Origin of the sequence: Sphaerisporangium rubeum, assembly GCF_014207705.1 — a bacterium.
Lineage (GTDB): Bacteria > Actinomycetota > Actinomycetes > Streptosporangiales > Streptosporangiaceae > Sphaerisporangium > Sphaerisporangium rubeum.
Genome location: NZ_JACHIU010000001.1, coordinates 6071135 through 6089110, shown reverse-complemented (window position 1 = coordinate 6089110; position 17976 = coordinate 6071135). Strand labels below are relative to the sequence as shown.

Genomic DNA, 17976 nt, shown 5'->3' with positions numbered 1-17976 from the left:
CTAGGTGGAGCGGCGCAGCGGCGGGAAGAGCATGGAGGTCTGCAGGACGACGTTCTCCCAGCGGTCCAGAGGCAGGCCGTGGACGGCGAGCTTCGCCGCCGCGCGCTTCAGGTCGACCCTGGGGTGATCGGGGAGGAACTCGCAGGCCACGATCTCCGCCAGCGGATGCGCGTCGCCTCCGGGGAGCAGTGCGGCCAGCTCGGCTCCGGCGCCGGGCCGCGGGTCGGCGACCAGGCCAGGCGCGAGCTTGCGGCCGAGCTCCCCGAGCTCGGGCCACAGCGCCGCGACGATCTTGGCGCGCAGCCCGACGCGGACGTCGTCGTACTCGCGGGTCTCCTTCGGGACGCCGGCCTCCAGCAGGCCCACGAGGTCGCGCAGCTCGGCCAGGCCGCCGTCCAGCGGCCTGCCGAGGCCGGGGCCGAAGAACACCGAGGCCTCGTGCTCGGAGTCCTCGGGGCTGTCGGAGGTGTGCACGATGTCGAGCATCACGTTGATGCCGCGCAGGTCCCGGCGGATCGTGCCGGGGGCCGCCTCGGCGGGATCGCTGGCCCCCTTGAGCGCGCGCAGGCGCTCGTGGGTGGCGCCGGACGGCCGCCTGTCCTCTACCAGCAGGGCGATGGTCGGCCCGAGGTCGAAGACCAGATCGACCTGCCGGTAGAAGTAGGCCTTCCACACGGAAGTGATGTTGCGTTCCTGCCATGCGTCCTGGCCGGGGGGCCGGTGCCACAGCACCTCGTGGCGGACCGGCGTGAAGCCGTGCCGGTCCAGCATGTCCAGGACGGGGGAGCAGAGGTGACGTTCGAGCGCGTCAGGCGGCAACAGCATGAGAGCGGTCCGCTGCCAGTCGATCGTCGTCACTCATCGCTCCTGTCGTTCGGTCGGTCCCGCGCGGCGGTCAGCCTTTGCGGACGCGCGGCCTGCGGGCCGCCTTGCCTTTACGGTCCATCGTCCCTACTTGGGCTTGCGCACTGTGGGACGGCGGAGCAGTCGGCGTGCGCGGTCCATGGTCAGCCCTTCTTCGTGCGGGTACGGGGACGGCGAAGTGCGACTCGTGCGCGGTCCATGGTCAGCCCTTCTTCGTGCGGGTACGGGGACGGCGAAGTGCGACACGTGCACGGTTCATGAGCGGCCCTTCCTCACTCGTGGCCGGCGGCTGTTGCGGTGGTCTCGGTCCATGGGTCACTTCCTTGCGACGTCGCGGGGCCGGCGCTGCTCAGCCCTTTTTGGACTTACGTATTTTCGGACGGCGTAACTGGACATAGCCGCGGTCCATGGTCAGCCTTTCTTGGTCTTCCTGGTTTTCGGACGGCGCGATGCGAGCGCGTGACGGTCCATTTCTCAGCCCTTCTTTCCGTTGATCTTCGGACGGCGCAGTGCCTTCTTGTGACGGTCCATGCTCACCCCCTGCGTGAACCCGTACGCCGAGACCCGCGGTCACCCATGGGCTCGGCGAGGACCACCATTCATGAAACCTGGCGAATGGCGCTATTTACTGAGTTTTCGGGGATGGTGGCGCATTAGTCAATGGCTGGCGCCGCATCATTCGACTCCGGCCACCGACACGATCATCGGGTCGATCGCCATGCGCAGGCAGGACAGCACGTCGTCCGCCGTCACCGCGCGGATCGCGGCCACCTGTCCGGCCAGGGTCCACGAGGGGTGACCGGGGATCAGGCCGTAGCGGCCGTAGAGCAGCGCCTCCTCGAGCGACTGCTCGGTCTCCAGCTGCAGCAGCCCCGCCGTACGCCGGGTGGCGACCTCGACCTCCTCGGCGCTCCAGCCGCGCTCGGCCCGTTCCCGCAGCAGCGACGTGCCGAGCGCCACGACCTCCTCGGCGTGCTCAGGCGCGGTGGCGACGAACGCGCGCCACACACCGGTGTCGCGGTAGGCGTTGGTGAAACCCCACATCTCGTACGCCAGGCCCCTGCGGTTCCTGATCTCCTCGAACAGCAGCGCCGAGCTGGCCCCCGCGACGAGGTCCATCAGCACCTGCCACGCCGGCAGCAGCGGATGTCCGTACGGCACGGCGGGCCCGCCGAGCACCACCCCGGCCGAGTCGTTGTTGAGCGCCAGATCGCGCCGGCCACCCGACACCCGCGGTGTGCCGTGACCGGCGGCCGCGGCGGCGGGGGGAAGTGAGGCGAGCGGCCCCGCCGACAGCACCGCGAGCACCGCCTCGGTCGTCATGTCGCCGCACACGATCACCCCGGCGGACCCGGCGCGCACCCACTGCTCATGGAAGGCACGCAGGTCGGCCAGACCGACGTTCTCCACGCTCTCCGCGGTACCGCCGACCGGCCTCGCCAGCGGGTGGCCGGAGAACGCCACGTCGTAGAACACGTCGTGCACGATGTCGAACGGGTCACCCGCCGCGAGCCGCAGCTCCTCCTGCACGACCTTGCGCTCGGCCTCCAGCACGTCCTCGGTGAGCGACGGGGTGGCGAGCGCGCGGCCGAGGATCTCCAGCGCGGCCGGCGCCTCAGGCGACGGCACCCGCGCGTACAGCACCAGGTGGTCGCGACTGGTGATGGCGTTGGCCTCGCCGCCGAGCCCTTCGAGCAGGTCCACCGGCCGGCCTTCCGGCAGCGGCGCCTGCATCAGGATGTGCTCGAGCAGGTGCGTGCCACCCGCCACCCGCTCCGGCTCGTACCGCGACCCGGTGAGCAGCCACGTCGTCACCGACGTGGCGGTGGCCCCCGGCCTCCTGAGCACCCACACCGGCACCCCGTTGTCCAGCGCGGCCCGCTCGGGCTCCCTCATCGGTCCTCCTCACCGTCCGTGGCGCCTCTGGCGGCCCTCGCCTCCTCGGAGTCCCCGACGTCACCGGTGGCCTTGGCGCCGTCGAGCGCGTCCTCGTCGATCTCGTCGCCGTGCACCAGGACGAAGCTGCCGACCGGCGTGTCGGCCCACAGCGTGCCGCCGCGGTCGTACAGCTCGGCGCGCGGAGCCCGCCGGCCGGTGTCCACCGGCAGCGCGAACAGCAGCAGGCCCGCCTTCAGCGCGGCGCGCGCGTCCAGCCTGCGCTCGGCCAGGCCCCAGGCACGCCGGGACAGCAGGCCGGAGCCGCCGGTCATCATGTGGTTCTGCAGGCCCTTGAGCGCGAAGTCGAGCGGCCGGCGCAGCGCTCCGGCCGTCGTGGCCCGCCGCCTGGCGCGCGCCGCGACGCTCAGCGTGCGCAGGTCACCCGGCAGGCGCGGCACCTCGAGCGGCGTGCGGCCGAGCAACTCCACCAGCTCCGCGTACTCGGGCCACAACCCGAGCTCGTGCACCGCGAGCGCGCAGGACTTCACCGACGCCGGCGGCGCGTCGCCGAGCAGCACCGAGGCGTCCACCAGGTCACGGGCCCGGAACGGCTGCTCGAACCGCTCCATCAGCATCGCCACCAGGTTCTTGGCGACCGGATCGGCGCACGGCGCCGGCAGCCGCATCCGCGTCGGCACCCCGAGCCGGTCGCCGAGCAACGCGGGGGTGCCGATCTCCACGCCGTACGACAGCGCGTAGGGATCCTCGGGGAACCGCCGCATGCTCACGATGACGTGCAGCTCGCCGTCGTACCGCAGGAACGTCGCGCTGTGCACGGCCCATCCGTCGTCGACCAGCCGGCGTGCCATCCCCCAGAGCCGCTCCTGCTCCGGCACCCAGTAGTCCAGGTCGTTCATGTACCGCAACAGCGGCGCCGGGTACCGGTCGGCGACCTCCAGTCCCTTCAGCGAGACCGGATCATCCCACTCCCGCGCCAGCCGGCCCCGGACCTCCTGGTAGAACTCCGTGCGCCGCCGCAGCTGCGTGAGCTCGTACGTCAGGCCGGGCCCGATGTCGCGTCCGTCGCGTTCCCACGCGCTCAGCAGCGTGGCGAGGAACGACGGCTGTTCCCGCCGGGTGACGTGCAGGATCTCCCCTGGCGTCTCCACCTCCTGGCCGGTGACCGCCACCAGCACGTCCTCAAGCTCACCTGACGTCAGCGACACGTGACCCCCGTCCGTCCACGGCGAATCCCTGCCGACTCTGACAGATCACCAACTTCCCGACAAGACGCTCCAGCAATGGGTCAAGCGGCCGGCGAGCGGTAGGGTCGGGCCACCGGGGAAGCGGGAACGGGGGAGGTGCCGTCATGGCGGTCCGTGAGTTCGACGACCTGCCGTACGCGCGGTACCTGGAGGATTTCTCCGGCCCGCTCACGCGGGAGGGCGACTACGACACCGTCCATGTGCGGGATGTGGAGTTCGGCGACGTCGACGCCGGGAACGGCCGGTTCCTGGAGAGCGCGCTGACCTCCGTGACGTTCGAGGCGGGCCGTTACCGTCGCACACGGTTCAACGACGTGTGGATGCGCTCGGTCCGCTGGGTCGGCTCCGATCTCGGCGAGACCGAGTGGCTGCACACCGACGTGGACGGCGGAGCGCTCTCCGGGGTGCGCCTGGACGGCGCGCTCCTGCGCCAGGTCGTCTTCCAGGGCTGCAAGTTCGACTCGGTCAACTTCCGCGCCGCCAAGTTGCGCGAGGTCACCTTCACCGGCTGCGTCCTGCGCGCCGCCGATTTCGCCGAGGCCACCCTCACCGACGTGACGTTCGACGACTGCGTGCTCAACGAGACCCGCCTCGGCCGCGCCGAACTCAAGAACGTCGACCTGCGCGGCGCACGCGAACTCGGTCTCACCGACGGCGTCGCGTCCCTGCGCGGCGCCACCATCACCAGGCTCCAACTCCTGGACCTGGCCCCCGCGATGGCCGACCTGCTCGGCATCACCGTCGACAAGCACTGACCGGCCTGTACCGACGGGTCTGGCGCTATGTCCAGCAGACGTAAACATTACGACGTTTATGGTGGTCTGCCTGTTTTGCAGGGGTATGTCGGGAATAGGTAGGAATCGCCAGTCGGAAGGGTGGTGGAAGCCATGGTCAGGCCCACGGGCATGGAACGGCATCCCGACATCCAGGAGATGCGCGCGACACGCGAGCGCGCGGGCTCGATGCCCGTGGCACAGGTGACCGAGGGACTCAACATCGTGTCCGGTCTCTACCTGGCCATCTCGCCGTGGATCGTCGGTTTCAGCGGGTTCTCCCGCCTGGCGGTCAACAACCTCATCACCGGGCTGGCGCTCGCCGTCCTCGCCATGGGGTTCGCCTCGGCCTACGGCCGCACCTACGGGCTGAGCTGGATCGCGCCGGTCATCGGACTCTGGACGATCATCGCGCCGTTCGTGCTGCGTTCCGTCAGCGCCTCGACGGTGTGGAGCAACGTGGTCATCGGGACGATCATCTTGCTGCTCGGCCTCGGCGCCATGGCCTTCGGGATGATGCGCCGCAAGCCGCAGAGGTTCGGCGGCGACGGCCACCGCTGAGCGGCCGGCACCGGCGCCCGCGACCGCCTGGAAGGCATCGCGGGCGTGCGCCGTGTCTCGCGGGGGTCAGGTGGACGGCTCGGAGTCCTCGTGCTGGGTGAACAGGGCCAGCAGGCCCTCGACGCGGTGGTCGGCCTCGGCGGGGTGGCGCAGGCGGCGGCTCGGGTCGACGGTGTAGTGGTTGCGGCGGCCGACCCGGGTGCGCTGGAGGTAACCCGCGGCCTCCAGATCGTTCACGATGAGCTGTGCCGAGCGCTCGGTGATGCCGGCCCGCTCCGCCATGTCACGTAGCCTGGCCTGCGGGTTCCTGGCGACCTCCAGCAAGATGCGCGCGTGGTTGGTGAGGAAGGTCCAGCGGCTCCCGCCGGCCGGCTCCTCGCGCGCCTTCACCGTGTCCTTCGGATCCTGCATCACAGTTTTCTCTCTACGCGAAGAGAAGTGCGGGGTCGACACGCTATCTTGGCTGTCAGATAGGCGAATCGCAATTCAGGTATCATAATACCTTTGTGTGGGCGGCGGCAGGGGCTTCCGGACGCTGCGCCGAGATCCGGCCGAGTGGACCAACGAGCTTACGGCGGGAGCAATGGCGGTGGACGTGCTCTATGAGGATGCTCACCTGCGTGTCACCCGGACGTCGGACGGCTGGGTGCGTGTCACCGGCGAGGTCGACCTGTCCAACAGCGCCGCGTTCGGCGCCGCGCTCACCCGCCTCTCCGCGCTGCACGGCCCGCTGGACGTCGACGTCGCGGGCCTGCGTTTCGTCGACCTGTCGGGCCTGCGGTCCCTCGTCCAGCCCGATTCCTCCGCGGCGGAAGGCCCGGCCCGGCTGCACAACGTCCCGGTCCACGTGCGCCGCCTGATGTCCCTGCTCGGCTGGGATCCCGCCGGCGCCAACGGCTCCGGGCTCCCCACGATGCCTTGAGGGTCCCGCCGCGGCACGAGGAACGGCAGAATGCCTCGGGGATCTTTGACGGAACATCGGCGGATGGAGGACTCATGCTTCCCTGGCGGGCCGACCTCGAAGGACGCCTCGACGAGCACGTGATCGACAGCGCGCTGCTGCGCGGCAACCCCCTGGGTGACCCGCACGAACGGCCGCTGTGGGTGTACGTGCCGCCGGGGTACGACGACGAGCCCGGCCGGCGCTACCCGTCGATCTACGTCATCCAGGGGTACACGGGTCACCTCGCGATGTGGCGCAACCGCTCGCCGTACCGGCGGCCGTTCATCGAGACGGCCGACCAGGTGTTCGCCGGCGGGTCCGCGCCTCCGGCGATCGTGGTCTACGTGGACGCCTGGACCGCCTACGGCGGCAGCCAGTTCGTCGACTCGGCCGGCACGGGGCCGTACCACTCGTATCTGTGCGACGAGGTCGTGCCATGGGTGGACGAGCACTACCGCACACTGGCCGGCCGCGACCACCGCGGCATCACCGGCAAGTCCAGCGGCGGCTTCGGCGCCATGATCACCCCGATGCTCCGGCCCGACCTGTTCGGCGGGCTCGCCACCCACGCGGGGGACACGCTGTACGAGTACTGCTACCTGCCGGAGTTCGCCAAGGCCACCCGGCACCTGCGTGAGTACGGCGGCGACATCCGGCGCTGGTGGGAGGGGTTCCGGTCCCGTGTGGCCTTCACCGACCCCGCCGACGAGGTCCTGCTGATCGTGCTCGGCTGTTCGGCCGCCTTCTCACCCGGCCCGGACGGCGTCCCGGAACTGCCGTTCGATCCCGAGACCGGCGCGCTGCGTCCGCAGGCCTGGCAGCGGTGGCTCGACTGGGACCCCGTGCGCATGGTCCCCGAGCACGCCGAGGCCCTGCGCTCCATGCGCGCCATCTGGATCGACGCCGGCAAACGCGACGAGTTCTACCTGGACCTCGGCGCGCAGGCCTTCCACAAGGCCCTGCTGGCCCACGGGGTCGGCGAGGACGCCGTCCACTTCGAGCTCTTCGACGCCGGACACGGCGCCATCGACTACCGCTACCCGCTCTCCCTGGCGTGGCTGGCCGAACGCCTGTCCGCCTGACGGCGCCACGCCGTCCGTGCTCGTGGCACGGCGCACGGACGGCGGGTCACCGGGCCATGGGCTCCGGCAGTTTCGCGGCCAGCAGGTCGACCTTCTCGATCGTCGGGGGACGGGTGAAAAGCTCGTCCGCGCGGTGCAGCAGCGCGGACTGGATCTTGCCGAGCAGGTAGCAGCGGCGTCCGTCGTCGCTGTCGAAGGTGTCGAACAGGCCGAAGGTCCCACTGTCGATGCGCAACGTGAACCATGCCGCGCACGCGGACTCGTCCTCGATGAGGCCGATCTCGTCCCGCAGCAGTTCCTCGATCTCGTGTTCCTTGCCGGGCCGTGCGTGGATACGCACCAGCAGGCCGACGGTCACCATGGACGATCACCCCTCGGATGCTGGAGTACCCGTCGCGCTGATCGGACGAACGCTGACAAAAGCGAAATTGGATGATTTATGACCGCAGGCTGATGGGCCGCGCTCAGGGACCGGCGGACGGCAGGACGATCGCGGTGACCACAAGGCCCCGCTCGGCCAGCCAGCGGCCCGCGAACCCGGTGACCTTGGTGCCGTCCACCACGGGTCCGGGGACCAGCAACCGCGCCTCGAACGACCCCGCGGCGGGGTCGAGCGCCACCACGGCCTCCTCGAAACCGAGCCAGCGGCCCGTCAAGGGGAACCACGTCTTGTAGACCGACTCCTTGGCGCTGAACAGCATGCGGTCCCAGTGGACGCCGGGCCGGGACGCGGCCAGCGCACGCAGGTGCTCCTGCTCCTCGGGGAGCGCGATCTCGCCGAGGACACCGGGAGGAAGCGGGCCGTCCGGCTCGGCGTCGATGCCGACGGACGTCACGTGCTCGGCGCGGCCGAGCACCGCGGCGCGGTAACCGTCGCAGTGGGTCATGCTCCCCACCACGCCGGCCGGCCACTGTGGCGCGCCGCGCGGCCCCGGCAGCACCGGCGCCGCCGGCACCCCGAGCGCCGCCATGGCACGCCGCGCGCACAGGCGCGCCGTCGCGAACTCCTTGCGCCGCTTGTCCACGGCGCGGCTGATCGCGGCCTCCTCCTCGGGGAACAACTCGGCCGGCGGATCGTCGAACGACTCGGCCGCGACGACGGCCGGGGGGAGGATGGCGTCGATCACGCGCGGCCTCCGTCGGCGGCGGGGAGGACGCAGCGCAGCGCCTTGGCGCCGTCGAAGCCGTACATGCGCCGCTCCCTCGGGTAACCCAGCGAGACCTCCTCGAACCGCACGCCGTCGTGCCACGTGGTGCGCGGGATGTGCAGGTGGCCGTACACGACGGCGGCGGCGTTGTACCGCACGTGCCAGTCGGCGGTCTCGACCGAGCCGCACCACTGCGCGAACTGCGGATAACGCAGCACCTCGGTGGGGTGGCGGGTGAGCGGCCAATGGTTGATCAGGACCGTGGGGAGATCGGGGTCGCGCGAGTCGAGCCGGATCTCGGTCTCCCGCAGCCGGGCCCGGCACCAGGCGTCCCTGGTGGGGTGCGGGTCGGGGTGGAGCACGAACTCGTCGGTGCACACGATGCCGGTCTCCTGGGCCCACGCCATGGCCTCCTCCTTGGAGAGGTCAGGCGGCCGGAACGTGTAGTCGTACAGGGTGAACAGCGGCGCGACCGTCACCGGGCCCCCGGGGCCGTCGTACACCACGTAGGGGTCCTCGGGGGTGACCACGCCGATGCTCCGGCACATGTCGACCAGCATGCGGTACCGCTCCACACCGCGCGCACGCACCGGATCGTCGCGCACCGTCCACAACTCGTGGTTGCCAGGCGACCAGATGACCTTGGCGAACCGTTCCGCCAGCAACCGCAGAGCCCACTCGATGTCGGCGAAGAACTCCCCGACGTCCCCGGCGACGATGAGCCAGTCGTCCTCGGACTCGGGACGCAACCCCTGCACGATCTCGCGGTTCTCCGGATAGGCCACATGAAGGTCGCTGATCGCCATCAGCCGTCCGCTTGCCCGTCCGCCGATCGTCACACGGCGATCGTAACCGCGCCGGGACGGCCATGGGTACGAGCCCTGGAACCGGTGCGGCCGGATACCGTTTGCACATGAGCGCCACCCTCGTCGCCAAGGAACTCGCCGCGGGCCACGGCGACCGGTCCCTGTTCTCCGGGCTCGATCTCGTCGTCGCACCCGGGGACGTGATCGGCCTGGTCGGAGTGAACGGCGCCGGCAAGTCCACGCTGCTGCGCATGCTGGCGGGCCTGGCCGCGCCGGAGCACGGCACCGTGCGACTGACCCCCGCCACGGCCGTCGTCGGCTACCTGCCGCAGGAGCCCGACCGCCGTCCGGGGGAGACCGTCGAGGCGTTCCTCGGCCGCCGCACCGGGGTCACCGCCGCGCAGCGCGACCTGGACGCCGCCACCGAGGGCCTCGTGGCCGGCACCCCCGGCGCCGACGACGCGTACTCGGTCGCTCTGGAGCGCTGGCTGGCCCTCGGCGGCGCCGACCTCGCCGAGCGCGCCGCGCAGGTCACCGAGGAGATCGGCCTGGACGTCGGCCTCGACCGGCCGATGACCGCGCTGTCCGGCGGCCAGGCGGCCCGCGCGGGCCTCGCGTCGCTGCTGCTCAGCCGGTACGACGTGTTCCTGCTCGACGAGCCGACCAACGACCTCGACCTGGAGGGGCTGGAACGCCTGGAACGGTTCGTCTCGACCTTGCGTCCCGGCACGGTCGTGGTCAGTCACGACCGCGAGTTCCTCGCGCGGACCGTCAACTCCGTCGTGGAGATCGACCTTCCCCAGCAGCAGATCAACGTGTACGGCGGCGGCTACGAGTCCTACCTGACCGAGCGCGAGGTGGCCCGCAGGCACGCGCGCGCCGAGTACGACGAGTACGCCGAGACCCGCGCGTCCCTGGAGGCCAGGGCCCGCACCCAGCGTGCCTGGATGGAGAAAGGCGTCAAGAACGCGCGCCGCAAGGCCCCCGACAACGACAAGGTCGGCAAACGCTTCCGCACCGAGTCCACCGAGAAGCAGGCCGCCAAGGCGCGGCAGACCGAGCGCATGATCGAACGCCTCGACACGGTGGAGGAACCCCGCAAGGAGTGGGAACTGCGCATGCAGATCGCCATGGCACCCCGCTCCGGGGCCATGGTCGCGACCCTCCGCGACGCCGTGGTGACCCGCGGGTCCTTCACGCTCGGCCCGGTGAACCTCCAGATCTCCTGGGCCGACCGGGTGGCCGTCACCGGCGCCAACGGCTCAGGCAAGACCACGCTGCTGTCGGCGTTGCTCGGCCGCACCCCGCTGACCGGCGGCGCCGCCGCACTCGGCGCCGGGGTGACGGTCGGTGAGATCGACCAGACCCGTGCGCTGTTCCTGGACGACACCCCGCTGCTCGACGCCTTCGCGAGCCACGTGCCGGACCTCACCCCCGCGGACGTCCGCACACTGCTCGCCAAGTTCGCGCTGCGCGCCGCGCACGTCCTGCGTCCCGCCGCCACGCTCTCCCCAGGCGAGCGCACCCGTGCGGCCCTGGCCCTGCTCCAGGCCAGAGGCGTGAACCTCCTGGTGCTCGACGAGCCCACCAACCACCTGGACCTGGCCGCCATCGAACAGCTCGAAGCGGCCCTCGGCACCTACGAGGGCACTCTGCTGCTGGTGACCCACGACCGCCGCATGCTCAAGGCCGTCCACACGACCCGCCACATCCGCGTCGACGCGGGGACCGTCACCGAGGTCACCCCGGCCTGACCCGCCACCCCGGCCTGACCCACCTGACCCGTCACACCGGCCACCTGGCCACGGCAGCCGATCCGCCACACCGGCCAGGCCGGCCACCTCGCATGGCGGCCGGCCCGCGCGACCCTCGGGTCAGTCCTCCTCCTCGCCTTCGAAGAAGTCACCGATCTCGTCGACGGCCTCGGCGGCGAGGAACCCGCCGGCCACCCCGGCCGCACCCGCGGCGACGACACCGCCGACCCCCGGCCCGCCGTGGTGACCATGGTGGTGCGGGTCGTGGTACCCGTCGTGTCCCTGGTAGGGGTGGTTGTCCTGGTACGAGTGGTGGCCGCCGTGTGAGTTCTGCCGCAGCCCGCCGAGCCAGGCGTTGATCTCGGCGGCCCAGTCGCGGCCCTCGGCGTCCGCGTGGGTGGTCTGCCAGCGAGCTGTCGCGTCGCCGCCGCCGAACGCGCCGCCGCGCCGGTCGGCCTCCACGATGACGTCCATGCCGCCTGGACCGGCGACGAACGTCAGCTCGACCTCGTTGACCTGACCCTGGTAGGCAGGAGGGGGATAGAACTCGATCTCCTGGTAGAACGGCAACTGCTGGCTCACCCCGAAGATCTGCCCCACCTCCAGGTCGGCGCTCCTGAAGGCGAACCCGAGCCGGCCGAACCCCTGCAGCACGGCCTCCTGCGCCGGCAGCGGCTCCACCTGGAACACGTCGAGGTCACCCTTGTCGACGGCCTTGGCGATGGCCAGCTCGGTCCGCACCCCGAGCGACATGCCGCGCAGGTGCTGTCCCATCACCTCGGTGACCGGCGTCTCCCACGGCACGTGCAGCTCGAACGGCAGCATGCGGTCCTCGCCTTCGCGCAGCGTGAACGGCCCCGAGACCTGGCCGCGGAAGAACTCCACCACGCCGACCTGCTCGTCCGCGCCGTGCTCGGCCTCGACGCGGCTCACCAGGCCGAGCGTGATGTGCTCGATCTCGGCGTCCACGTCGCCGCCTTTGAGCCGCACCTCACCGCTCAGCGTCCCACCCGGCCGTACTCGCGTGGTGGCGAGCACGGTGTCCACCGAGGGGGCGCCGACGCCGAAGGCGCTCAGCATGCGTTTGAAGACCACGGTTCCTCTTTCTCGTGTCGAGGGTGCTGGGAATCGCTCCTGGAACGAGCGGCATCCGGCGGCGGTTCCCGTTCCACGGCGGCTCGGCGCGCCTTTTTCTGACACGGGAATTTCCTGGTTCCGGGGTTGAACCGGCGCGCCACGTGCCGCGTACCTCTGTTCGTGTTCGACGTCAGGAACAGGCGGATCCCGGCGGCGGCCGGGCTGGCCGCCGCGCTGCTGCTCGTGTTCCAGGCGGGTGCCGCCGCCGACCCGCGTCCCACCGTGGCGCAGGCGCGCGCGAGGCTCGCTCAGCTGAACGACAAGGCCGACGCCACGGTCGAGCGGTTCAACGCCATCAGTGAGAAGTACAAGGCGTCCAAGAAGAAGTACGAGCGCCTGAACCAGGAATACGCCGCGGAACAGGCCAAGGTGGACGATCTGCGGGAGAGCGTGGTGTCCGCCGCATCCGGCATGTACCAGTACAACGGCCTGTCGTCAGTCGTCGGCATCGTGTCGGACGCCGACCCGGACGGCCTGCTCGCCGGCCTCGCCGTGGCCGGCCAGGTGTCGGCCGGCCAGGCGCAGACCCTGACCGACTTCGACAAGGCCACCAAGGGCCTGCGGGTGCGCCGCGCGAACGCCAAGACCGCGTACGACGAGCTCGGCGACCTGCTCGGCGACGTCGCCAAGGAGAAGAAGAAGGTCGAGAAGCTCGTGGGGGAGCAGGAGGCCCTGCTGCGCCGCCTCAACCAGTTCAACCCCGGCAACCCCAGCAGCAAAGGCGTGACCTACGACGGCCCCGCCTCCGGCAGCGCACGCAAAGCGCTCCAGTTCGCCTACGCGCAGGTCGGCAAACCGTACCGCTACGGCGCCACCGGCCCCGGCGCCTACGACTGCTCGGGTTTCGCGCAGGCCTCCTGGGCCGCCGCCGGCGTGAAACTCCCCCGCACGACCTACCAGCAGTGGGCCTGGGGAGCCTCCCGCCGCGTCTCCATGAACGCGCTGGAACCCGGCGACCTCATCTTCAGCAACGGCCTCGGCCACATGGGCATCTACGCCGGCGACGGCAAGATGGTCCACGCGCCCCGCACCGGCGACGTCGTCAAGATCGTCACCCTCTCCTCCTACGGCACCAGCCGCTTCGTAGGCGCCGTCCGTCCCTGACCCACCCGACGGGATCCGCTCGACGTCCGCTCCTGACCCATCACCTCCGGCACGCGGGAGAGCGCCACCCGGCCCCCGCCTCAGACGCGTATCCCCGCGATGAAAGCGCCGCTCGGCGTCCGCCGTCGATCCGCAGGGGAACCTGCCGCGTCCCCGCTCACCCGCCGCGTTCCGGGCCTAGACTCCAAACCGGTCACCACCGGACCCCGGCCGGAAAGGGGAGAACCTTGACGTCACCCACCGCCGTACGCGGCACCCCGAGCGCAGGCCCCATCACCCCACCCCCCGTCAAACCCCCGTCCCCCCTCACCCCCGGCCCGATCGCCCCACCGCCGATCAAGCCGCCGTCCCCGCTGACCCCCGGCCCCACCACCCCACCCAAGCAGGCATGACGATCACCTCACGCGAGATCGGCCTGCTGCGCCTCGTGGCCCAGCGCATCGCCGGCCCCGGCGAGGCCACCCCCGCGGCCGTGGTCCGCATGCTCGGCGCCATGCAGGCGCAGGACCCCGCCGGAGCCCTCACGTCGGTCGCGCTGCGCACCGAAGGCGGCACCCGGCAGGCCGTGAAGGCCGCCTACGACGCCGGAGAGATCGTCAAGACCTGGCCCATGCGCGGCACCCTCCACCTGATCGCCGCCGAGGATCTCCCCTGGTTCCTGCCGCTCACCACCCCCCGCGTGACCGCCGCCTCCGCGGCCCGCCGCGCCGTGCTCGGCATCGACGACGCCACGCTGCGCAAGGCCCGTGACCTCGCCGAGCAGGCGCTCACCGGCGGCCGCCTGAGCCGGGCCGGCCTGCTGGACACCTGGCGGCGTGGCGGCGTGGAGGTCGACAGCCACCGTGGCTACCACCTGATCGGCCACTTCGCGCAGACCGGCGTCATCTGTTTCGGCCCCACCCTGGACGGCGGCGACCAGGCCCTCGTCCTGGCCGAGGAATGGATCACGGCCCCCCGCCACCTTGACCGCGACGAGTCCCTGGCCGAGCTGGCCCTCCGCTACTTCCGCAGCCACGGCCCCGCCACCCTCAAGGACTTCGCACGCTGGACCCACCTCCCCATGAAGGACGCCAGAACCGCTCTCACCCTGGCCCGTCCCCACCTGGCCCACCTGAGGTCGGACACCACCGAGTACTTCCTGTCCCCCGAGACCGAGGACCGCCTGTCCGCGCACCGCGACCACGCCGAGGCCGTCCACCTCCTCCCCGGCTTCGACGAGTACGTCCTCGGCTACCAGGACCGCTCCGCCGTCCTGGACCCGGAGTTCGCCACCCACATCGTCCCCGGCGGCAACGGCATCTTCCGTCCCACCGTCGTCGCCGCCGGCCGCATCGTCGGCACCTGGAAACAGACGGTCCGCACCAAATCCCGCACCATCACCCCCACCCCCTTCACGACCTTCCCCACCGGCGTCCCCGAGGCCATCGAGACCGCCTACGCCGCGCTTCCCTGACGGTCACCGTCCGGACGAGCGGCCGGTGTCGAACCTTGCCGGAGTTACTTGGCTGAGGTAATTTTTACTCATGCGAGTAACGGGGGAGCGCGGTGGACGCAGGAGCACGGTCGCGGGGGCGGCGCGCAGAGCGCAGATCGTGGCGGCGGCGATCGAGGTGATCGCCGAGGTGGGGTACAGCCAGGCGTCGTTCGTGCGGATCGCGGAGCGGGCCGGGGTGTCGAGCACCCGGCTGATCTCCTACCACTTCGAGGGGAAGGACGAGCTGATCACGCAGGTGCTCGGCGAGGTGTACCGGGTCATGGGGGAGTTCATGGCCGAGCGGGTGCGCGGGGCAGGGTCGGCGGGGGAGGCGCTGGAGGCCTACGTCAGGGGGCTGGTGGAGTTCATCGGGTCGCATCGTGCGGAGATGCGGGCCCTGATGGAGATCTTTCTGAACTTCCGGGGGGAGGGGGGCTACGGGCCCGTGATGGATCTCGGGGTGCTGAGGCATGTCGAGGAGATCCTGCGGTGGGGGCAGCGGAACGGGGAGTTCCGGGAGTTCGACGTACGGGTGATGGCCGTCGTCGTCCAGCGGTCGCTGGACGGGTTGCCGTTCCTGCTGGAGGCCGAGCCGGAGCGTGACCTCGGTGGGTACGCCGACGAGCTGGTGACGACGTTCCGGCTGGCCACGGGGAGCGCGCGATGACGCGGTACGCGGGACGGCGGGACGGGGTGGTGTTCCTGGTCGACATCGCCGTCTCGGTGGGGTTCTACTACCTGTTACGGCTGTGCGGGGTGGGGTACGAGGCGGCGCTGCTGGTCAGCTCGCTGGCGCCGGGGGTCAGCACGGCCGTCGAGGTGCGCAGGAACGGCCGGCCCAACACCATGACGGTTTTCATGATCACGATCGTGCTGCTCGCCGCGGCGATCGCGCTGATCAGCGACAACGCGCGGGTGCTGCTGGCCAGGGACGGCGTCTGCACGGCGGTGTTCGGCGCGTGGATGCTGCTCAGCCTCCGCGGGCCCCGGCCGCTGGTCACGGTGTTCACCCGCATGATGCTGGACGGCAGGCTCGGGCCGGGCCGGCCGCCGTGGGACGAGCTGTGGGAGAGGCTGCCCCGGTTCCGGCGCGCCTGGCGGGGAGCGACCGTCATCTGGGGGGTGGGGCTGCTGCTCGACTCCGTCGTGCGGATCGTCATGGCGGTCACCTTGCCGGTGGATGTGGTGCCGGGGCTCAACGCGGCGCAGTACGCCGTGTTCATGATCCTCATGCAGGTCGCGGTCAACATCTACCTCGTGCCGACCGGGGTCTACAACCAGTGGTCGGCCATGTACGAGCCGTTGCGTGAGGCCCCTGCCGAGGCGGCCTGATGCGCCTTCGTCCAGAAGTCGCCTGGACCTGGCACGTTTGAGATTCGTACCAGGGAAAGAGAGGGGGGCGAGGAGCGAAGGAGGCAAATCAAATGACCATAGCCGGAAGCATTTTCCTGATCATGCTGGGTGCCATCCTCACCTGGGCCGTCGAGTTCGATCTCGCCGGTGTCGACATCAACGTCGTCGGCGTGATTCTCATGCTCGGCGGTATCGCGGGCCTGCTGTTCGGCATCTGGCGCCTCACCAACGCACGCCGCACCGTCACCCGCAGCACCACGACGCCTGAGGCCTACGCCACCCCGGTGACCCCCGTGGACCGGACGACGACCCGCGTCTACGAAGAGCGCCGGTACGACGACCCGATCGTGTGACGCCGAAGTCACGACACAGTCGGCCGTAGTGACAGGCTTCGTCAACGTTCTGGCAGGTCGCGTCGGATAACTGCCACGCTGAACGTATAAGGCCGGCGGTTCGAAGGAGGTAAGCATGCCTGGGAAGCAGGAACTCCCCTCGACGCTGGAGCGCTCGCCGAAGAAAGCCCAGGAGACCTGGATCAAGGCGCACGACTCCGCGGTGGAGACGTACGGCGAGGGACAGCGCGCGCACCGCACGGCGTTCTCCGCGCTGAAGCACTCGTTCGAGAAGGTCGGCGACCACTGGGAGCCCAAGGGACGCAAGGGACCGTCCGACAAGCAGGCGGCCCGCAGCACCCCGAAGCCCGGCAAGACCGCTGAAGGCGTGGACGCCAACGCCTCCAAGAAGCACCTCTACGAGGTCGCGGCCAAGCTCGACATCCCCGGTCGCTCCAAGATGGGTAAGAGCGAGCTGGTCGAAGCCATCATGAAGGCCAACCGCAGGGCCACGGCCAAGGCCCGCTGAGGTCACCGTCATCAGCCCGCGGGTGGCGCGCGAACCGCGCCACCCGCGGGTTTTCGTGTGCGAAACCCTGCGTGGCGGGTCGTTAGATCCCTTCTACCTGGGGTAGCGGAAGGTCCAAGGTGAAGGAGGACAACGATGGCGGATATCAAGGACAACACCCAGGACGCCGTGAACGGCGTCAGGAGAAACGCGGCGGACCTCGGTTCCGTGGCCGGCGAGAAGGCCGGCGAACTGGCCTCCAAGGCACAGGCCAAGGCCGGCGATCTCGCCGCCGTGGCGGGGGAGAAGGCCGGGGACCTGGCCGCCAAGGCCGGCGACAAGGCCGGTGAGCTCGCGCACAAGGCCGGGGACAAGGCCGGCGTGATCGTCTCGCTCGCCGGCGACAAGGCCGGTGAGCTGGCGGGCAAGGCCGGTGAGCTGGCGGACCGGGCCAAGACGAACATGCCGCCGGAGGTCAAGGACACCGCGGACAAGGTCGTGGCCCAGGCCAAGAACCGTCCGTGGGTGACGGCCGGTGTGGTGGCCGGTGTCCTGTTGTTGTGGCGCATCGCGCGGAGGAAGAAGACGTCGTGAAGAAGCTCGCCTACAGGGGTGTGTCCGCGCTGACCGGTATCACCGGCGGCTACCTGTCCGGCGTGATCTTCAAGCAGGTGTGGAAGCTCGTGTCGGGTAAGGACGACGCGCCGGAGGCCAGGTCCCGCGAGTACGGCTGGGGCGAGGTGCTGGTGGCGGCGGCCGTACACGGCGCGATCTTCGGGGTGGTGAGGGCGGCACTCGACCGGGCCACCGCTCAGTCGATCGAGGACAACACGGGAACGTACCCCGACGCGTAGACGGACACCGCTGGGGGTCGCCGGACGGCGACGCGAAAGGGGCGGGTGGCGGAGAGAGGGACCGCCACCCGCCCCTTTTCGCGGCGTCAGGAACGGTTATGGGAAAGGCCCATCCCGGCGAGCGGGACGGGCCTTGTACG

Annotated in this window: 22 protein-coding genes; 14 read left to right on the top strand and 8 right to left on the bottom strand. The window is 70.6% G+C overall.

All coding sequences use genetic code 11. From position 1 onward, the window contains the following. The 3 genes from BJ992_RS25890 to BJ992_RS25880 form a co-directional block, all read right to left on the bottom strand. A complete protein-coding gene (locus BJ992_RS25890; protein WP_184985329.1) occupies positions 1-858 on the bottom strand; it encodes a nucleoside-diphosphate kinase in 858 nt (285 codons plus the stop codon). A gap of 681 nt (positions 859-1539) precedes the next feature. Next, the gene (locus BJ992_RS25885) at positions 1540-2760 is read right to left on the bottom strand and encodes a M16 family metallopeptidase (protein ID WP_184985327.1); all 1221 of its coding nucleotides are present in this window, start codon (positions 2758-2760) and stop codon (positions 1540-1542) included. Then, positions 2757-3968, bottom strand: a complete 1212-nt coding sequence (locus BJ992_RS25880; RefSeq protein ID WP_184985324.1) for a nucleotidyltransferase family protein — start codon at positions 3966-3968, stop codon at positions 2757-2759. Before BJ992_RS25880 ends, BJ992_RS25885 begins: the two co-directional genes overlap by 4 nt. Before the next feature lie 143 nt (positions 3969-4111). On the opposite strand from BJ992_RS25880, the gene BJ992_RS25875 reads away from it, so the two are divergent. Continuing rightward, on the top strand, positions 4112-4762 hold the full coding sequence (locus BJ992_RS25875) for a pentapeptide repeat-containing protein (protein WP_184985322.1): 651 nt from the start codon (positions 4112-4114) through the stop codon (positions 4760-4762). Positions 4763-4894: 132 nt separating this feature from the next. Further along, positions 4895-5341 carry an SPW repeat protein gene (locus BJ992_RS25870; protein WP_221474980.1) on the top strand — a complete coding sequence of 149 codons (447 nt, stop codon included), beginning with the start codon at positions 4895-4897 and terminating at the stop codon, positions 5339-5341. Positions 5342-5407: 66 nt separating this feature from the next. Here BJ992_RS25870 and BJ992_RS25865 read toward each other — a convergent pair whose 3' ends face one another. Then, on the bottom strand, positions 5408-5752 hold the full coding sequence (locus tag BJ992_RS25865; protein ID WP_184985321.1) for a helix-turn-helix transcriptional regulator: 345 nt from the start codon (positions 5750-5752) through the stop codon (positions 5408-5410). A 97-nt stretch (positions 5753-5849) separates the two neighbouring features. On the opposite strand from BJ992_RS25865, the gene BJ992_RS25860 reads away from it, so the two are divergent. Both BJ992_RS25860 and BJ992_RS25855 read left to right on the top strand, forming a co-directional pair. Further along, a complete protein-coding gene (locus BJ992_RS25860) occupies positions 5850-6263 on the top strand; it encodes an STAS domain-containing protein (protein ID WP_184985318.1) in 414 nt (137 codons plus the stop codon). A 74-nt stretch (positions 6264-6337) separates the two neighbouring features. Then, positions 6338-7366 carry an alpha/beta hydrolase gene (locus BJ992_RS25855; RefSeq protein ID WP_184985316.1) on the top strand — a complete coding sequence of 343 codons (1029 nt, stop codon included), beginning with the start codon at positions 6338-6340 and terminating at the stop codon, positions 7364-7366. A 46-nt stretch (positions 7367-7412) separates the two neighbouring features. Here the strand turns inward: BJ992_RS25855 and BJ992_RS25850 are convergent, their stop codons facing one another. The 3 genes from BJ992_RS25850 to BJ992_RS25840 form a co-directional block, all read right to left on the bottom strand. Beyond that, complete coding sequence (locus tag BJ992_RS25850; protein ID WP_184985314.1) at positions 7413-7727, bottom strand: putative quinol monooxygenase; 315 nt, start codon at positions 7725-7727, stop codon at positions 7413-7415. A gap of 103 nt (positions 7728-7830) precedes the next feature. After that, the gene (locus BJ992_RS25845; protein ID WP_184985312.1) at positions 7831-8493 is read right to left on the bottom strand and encodes a 4'-phosphopantetheinyl transferase superfamily protein; all 663 of its coding nucleotides are present in this window, start codon (positions 8491-8493) and stop codon (positions 7831-7833) included. After that, complete coding sequence (locus tag BJ992_RS25840) at positions 8490-9320, bottom strand: metallophosphoesterase family protein (protein ID WP_184988994.1); 831 nt, start codon at positions 9318-9320, stop codon at positions 8490-8492. The genes BJ992_RS25845 and BJ992_RS25840 overlap by 4 nt, the downstream gene beginning before the upstream one ends. Positions 9321-9427: 107 nt before the next feature. Between BJ992_RS25840 and BJ992_RS25835 the strand changes: the two genes are divergently transcribed. After that, positions 9428-11074, top strand: coding sequence for an ABC-F family ATP-binding cassette domain-containing protein (locus BJ992_RS25835; RefSeq protein ID WP_184985310.1), 1647 nt, complete (start codon positions 9428-9430; stop codon positions 11072-11074). A gap of 120 nt (positions 11075-11194) precedes the next feature. Here BJ992_RS25835 and BJ992_RS25830 read toward each other — a convergent pair whose 3' ends face one another. Next, positions 11195-12169: a sporulation protein gene (locus BJ992_RS25830; protein WP_184985308.1), complete on the bottom strand. Its 975-nt coding sequence runs from the start codon at positions 12167-12169 to the stop codon at positions 11195-11197. A gap of 162 nt (positions 12170-12331) precedes the next feature. On the opposite strand from BJ992_RS25830, the gene BJ992_RS25825 reads away from it, so the two are divergent. The 9 genes from BJ992_RS25825 (at position 12332) to BJ992_RS25785 (ending at position 17836) form a co-directional block, all read left to right on the top strand. Beyond that, positions 12332-13315, top strand: a complete 984-nt coding sequence (locus tag BJ992_RS25825; RefSeq protein ID WP_343072853.1) for a C40 family peptidase — start codon at positions 12332-12334, stop codon at positions 13313-13315. A gap of 227 nt (positions 13316-13542) precedes the next feature. Beyond that, complete coding sequence (locus tag BJ992_RS25820) at positions 13543-13707, top strand: hypothetical protein (protein WP_184985306.1); 165 nt, start codon at positions 13543-13545, stop codon at positions 13705-13707. Beyond that, positions 13704-14768 carry a winged helix DNA-binding domain-containing protein gene (locus tag BJ992_RS25815; protein WP_184985304.1) on the top strand — a complete coding sequence of 355 codons (1065 nt, stop codon included), beginning with the start codon at positions 13704-13706 and terminating at the stop codon, positions 14766-14768. Before BJ992_RS25820 ends, BJ992_RS25815 begins: the two co-directional genes overlap by 4 nt. A gap of 70 nt (positions 14769-14838) precedes the next feature. After that, positions 14839-15456: a TetR/AcrR family transcriptional regulator gene (locus BJ992_RS25810; RefSeq protein WP_221474979.1), complete on the top strand. Its 618-nt coding sequence runs from the start codon at positions 14839-14841 to the stop codon at positions 15454-15456. Continuing rightward, on the top strand, positions 15453-16121 hold the full coding sequence (locus BJ992_RS25805) for a VC0807 family protein (RefSeq protein ID WP_184985302.1): 669 nt from the start codon (positions 15453-15455) through the stop codon (positions 16119-16121). The genes BJ992_RS25810 and BJ992_RS25805 overlap by 4 nt, the downstream gene beginning before the upstream one ends. A gap of 92 nt (positions 16122-16213) precedes the next feature. Beyond that, positions 16214-16495 carry a DUF6458 family protein gene (locus BJ992_RS25800; RefSeq protein WP_184989487.1) on the top strand — a complete coding sequence of 94 codons (282 nt, stop codon included), beginning with the start codon at positions 16214-16216 and terminating at the stop codon, positions 16493-16495. 115 nt (positions 16496-16610) lie between these two features. Beyond that, on the top strand, positions 16611-17003 hold the full coding sequence (locus BJ992_RS25795; RefSeq protein ID WP_184985300.1) for a ChaB family protein: 393 nt from the start codon (positions 16611-16613) through the stop codon (positions 17001-17003). A 135-nt stretch (positions 17004-17138) separates the two neighbouring features. Continuing rightward, positions 17139-17576 carry a hypothetical protein gene (locus BJ992_RS25790; RefSeq protein ID WP_184985298.1) on the top strand — a complete coding sequence of 146 codons (438 nt, stop codon included), beginning with the start codon at positions 17139-17141 and terminating at the stop codon, positions 17574-17576. Further along, positions 17573-17836 carry a DUF4235 domain-containing protein gene (locus BJ992_RS25785; protein ID WP_184985296.1) on the top strand — a complete coding sequence of 88 codons (264 nt, stop codon included), beginning with the start codon at positions 17573-17575 and terminating at the stop codon, positions 17834-17836. Before BJ992_RS25790 ends, BJ992_RS25785 begins: the two co-directional genes overlap by 4 nt. Positions 17837-17976 lie beyond the last annotated feature (140 nt).

Coding starts and splice junctions, on each gene's coding strand:
- BJ992_RS25855 (WP_184985316.1), top strand. CDS start 6,338: ATGCTTCCCTGGCGGGCCGACCTCGAAGGACGCCTCGACGAGCACGTG.
- BJ992_RS25885 (WP_184985327.1), bottom strand. CDS start 2,760: ATGAGGGAGCCCGAGCGGGCCGCGCTGGACAACGGGGTGCCGGTGTGG.
- BJ992_RS25870 (WP_221474980.1), top strand. CDS start 4,895: ATGGTCAGGCCCACGGGCATGGAACGGCATCCCGACATCCAGGAGATG.
- BJ992_RS25790 (WP_184985298.1), top strand. CDS start 17,139: ATGGCGGATATCAAGGACAACACCCAGGACGCCGTGAACGGCGTCAGG.
- BJ992_RS25800 (WP_184989487.1), top strand. CDS start 16,214: ATGACCATAGCCGGAAGCATTTTCCTGATCATGCTGGGTGCCATCCTC.
- BJ992_RS25795 (WP_184985300.1), top strand. CDS start 16,611: ATGCCTGGGAAGCAGGAACTCCCCTCGACGCTGGAGCGCTCGCCGAAG.
- BJ992_RS25840 (WP_184988994.1), bottom strand. CDS start 9,320: ATGGCGATCAGCGACCTTCATGTGGCCTATCCGGAGAACCGCGAGATC.
- BJ992_RS25835 (WP_184985310.1), top strand. CDS start 9,428: ATGAGCGCCACCCTCGTCGCCAAGGAACTCGCCGCGGGCCACGGCGAC.
- BJ992_RS25875 (WP_184985322.1), top strand. CDS start 4,112: ATGGCGGTCCGTGAGTTCGACGACCTGCCGTACGCGCGGTACCTGGAG.
- BJ992_RS25815 (WP_184985304.1), top strand. CDS start 13,704: ATGACGATCACCTCACGCGAGATCGGCCTGCTGCGCCTCGTGGCCCAG.
- BJ992_RS25850 (WP_184985314.1), bottom strand. CDS start 7,727: ATGGTGACCGTCGGCCTGCTGGTGCGTATCCACGCACGGCCCGGCAAG.
- BJ992_RS25865 (WP_184985321.1), bottom strand. CDS start 5,752: ATGCAGGATCCGAAGGACACGGTGAAGGCGCGCGAGGAGCCGGCCGGC.
- BJ992_RS25810 (WP_221474979.1), top strand. CDS start 14,839: ATGCGAGTAACGGGGGAGCGCGGTGGACGCAGGAGCACGGTCGCGGGG.
- BJ992_RS25805 (WP_184985302.1), top strand. CDS start 15,453: ATGACGCGGTACGCGGGACGGCGGGACGGGGTGGTGTTCCTGGTCGAC.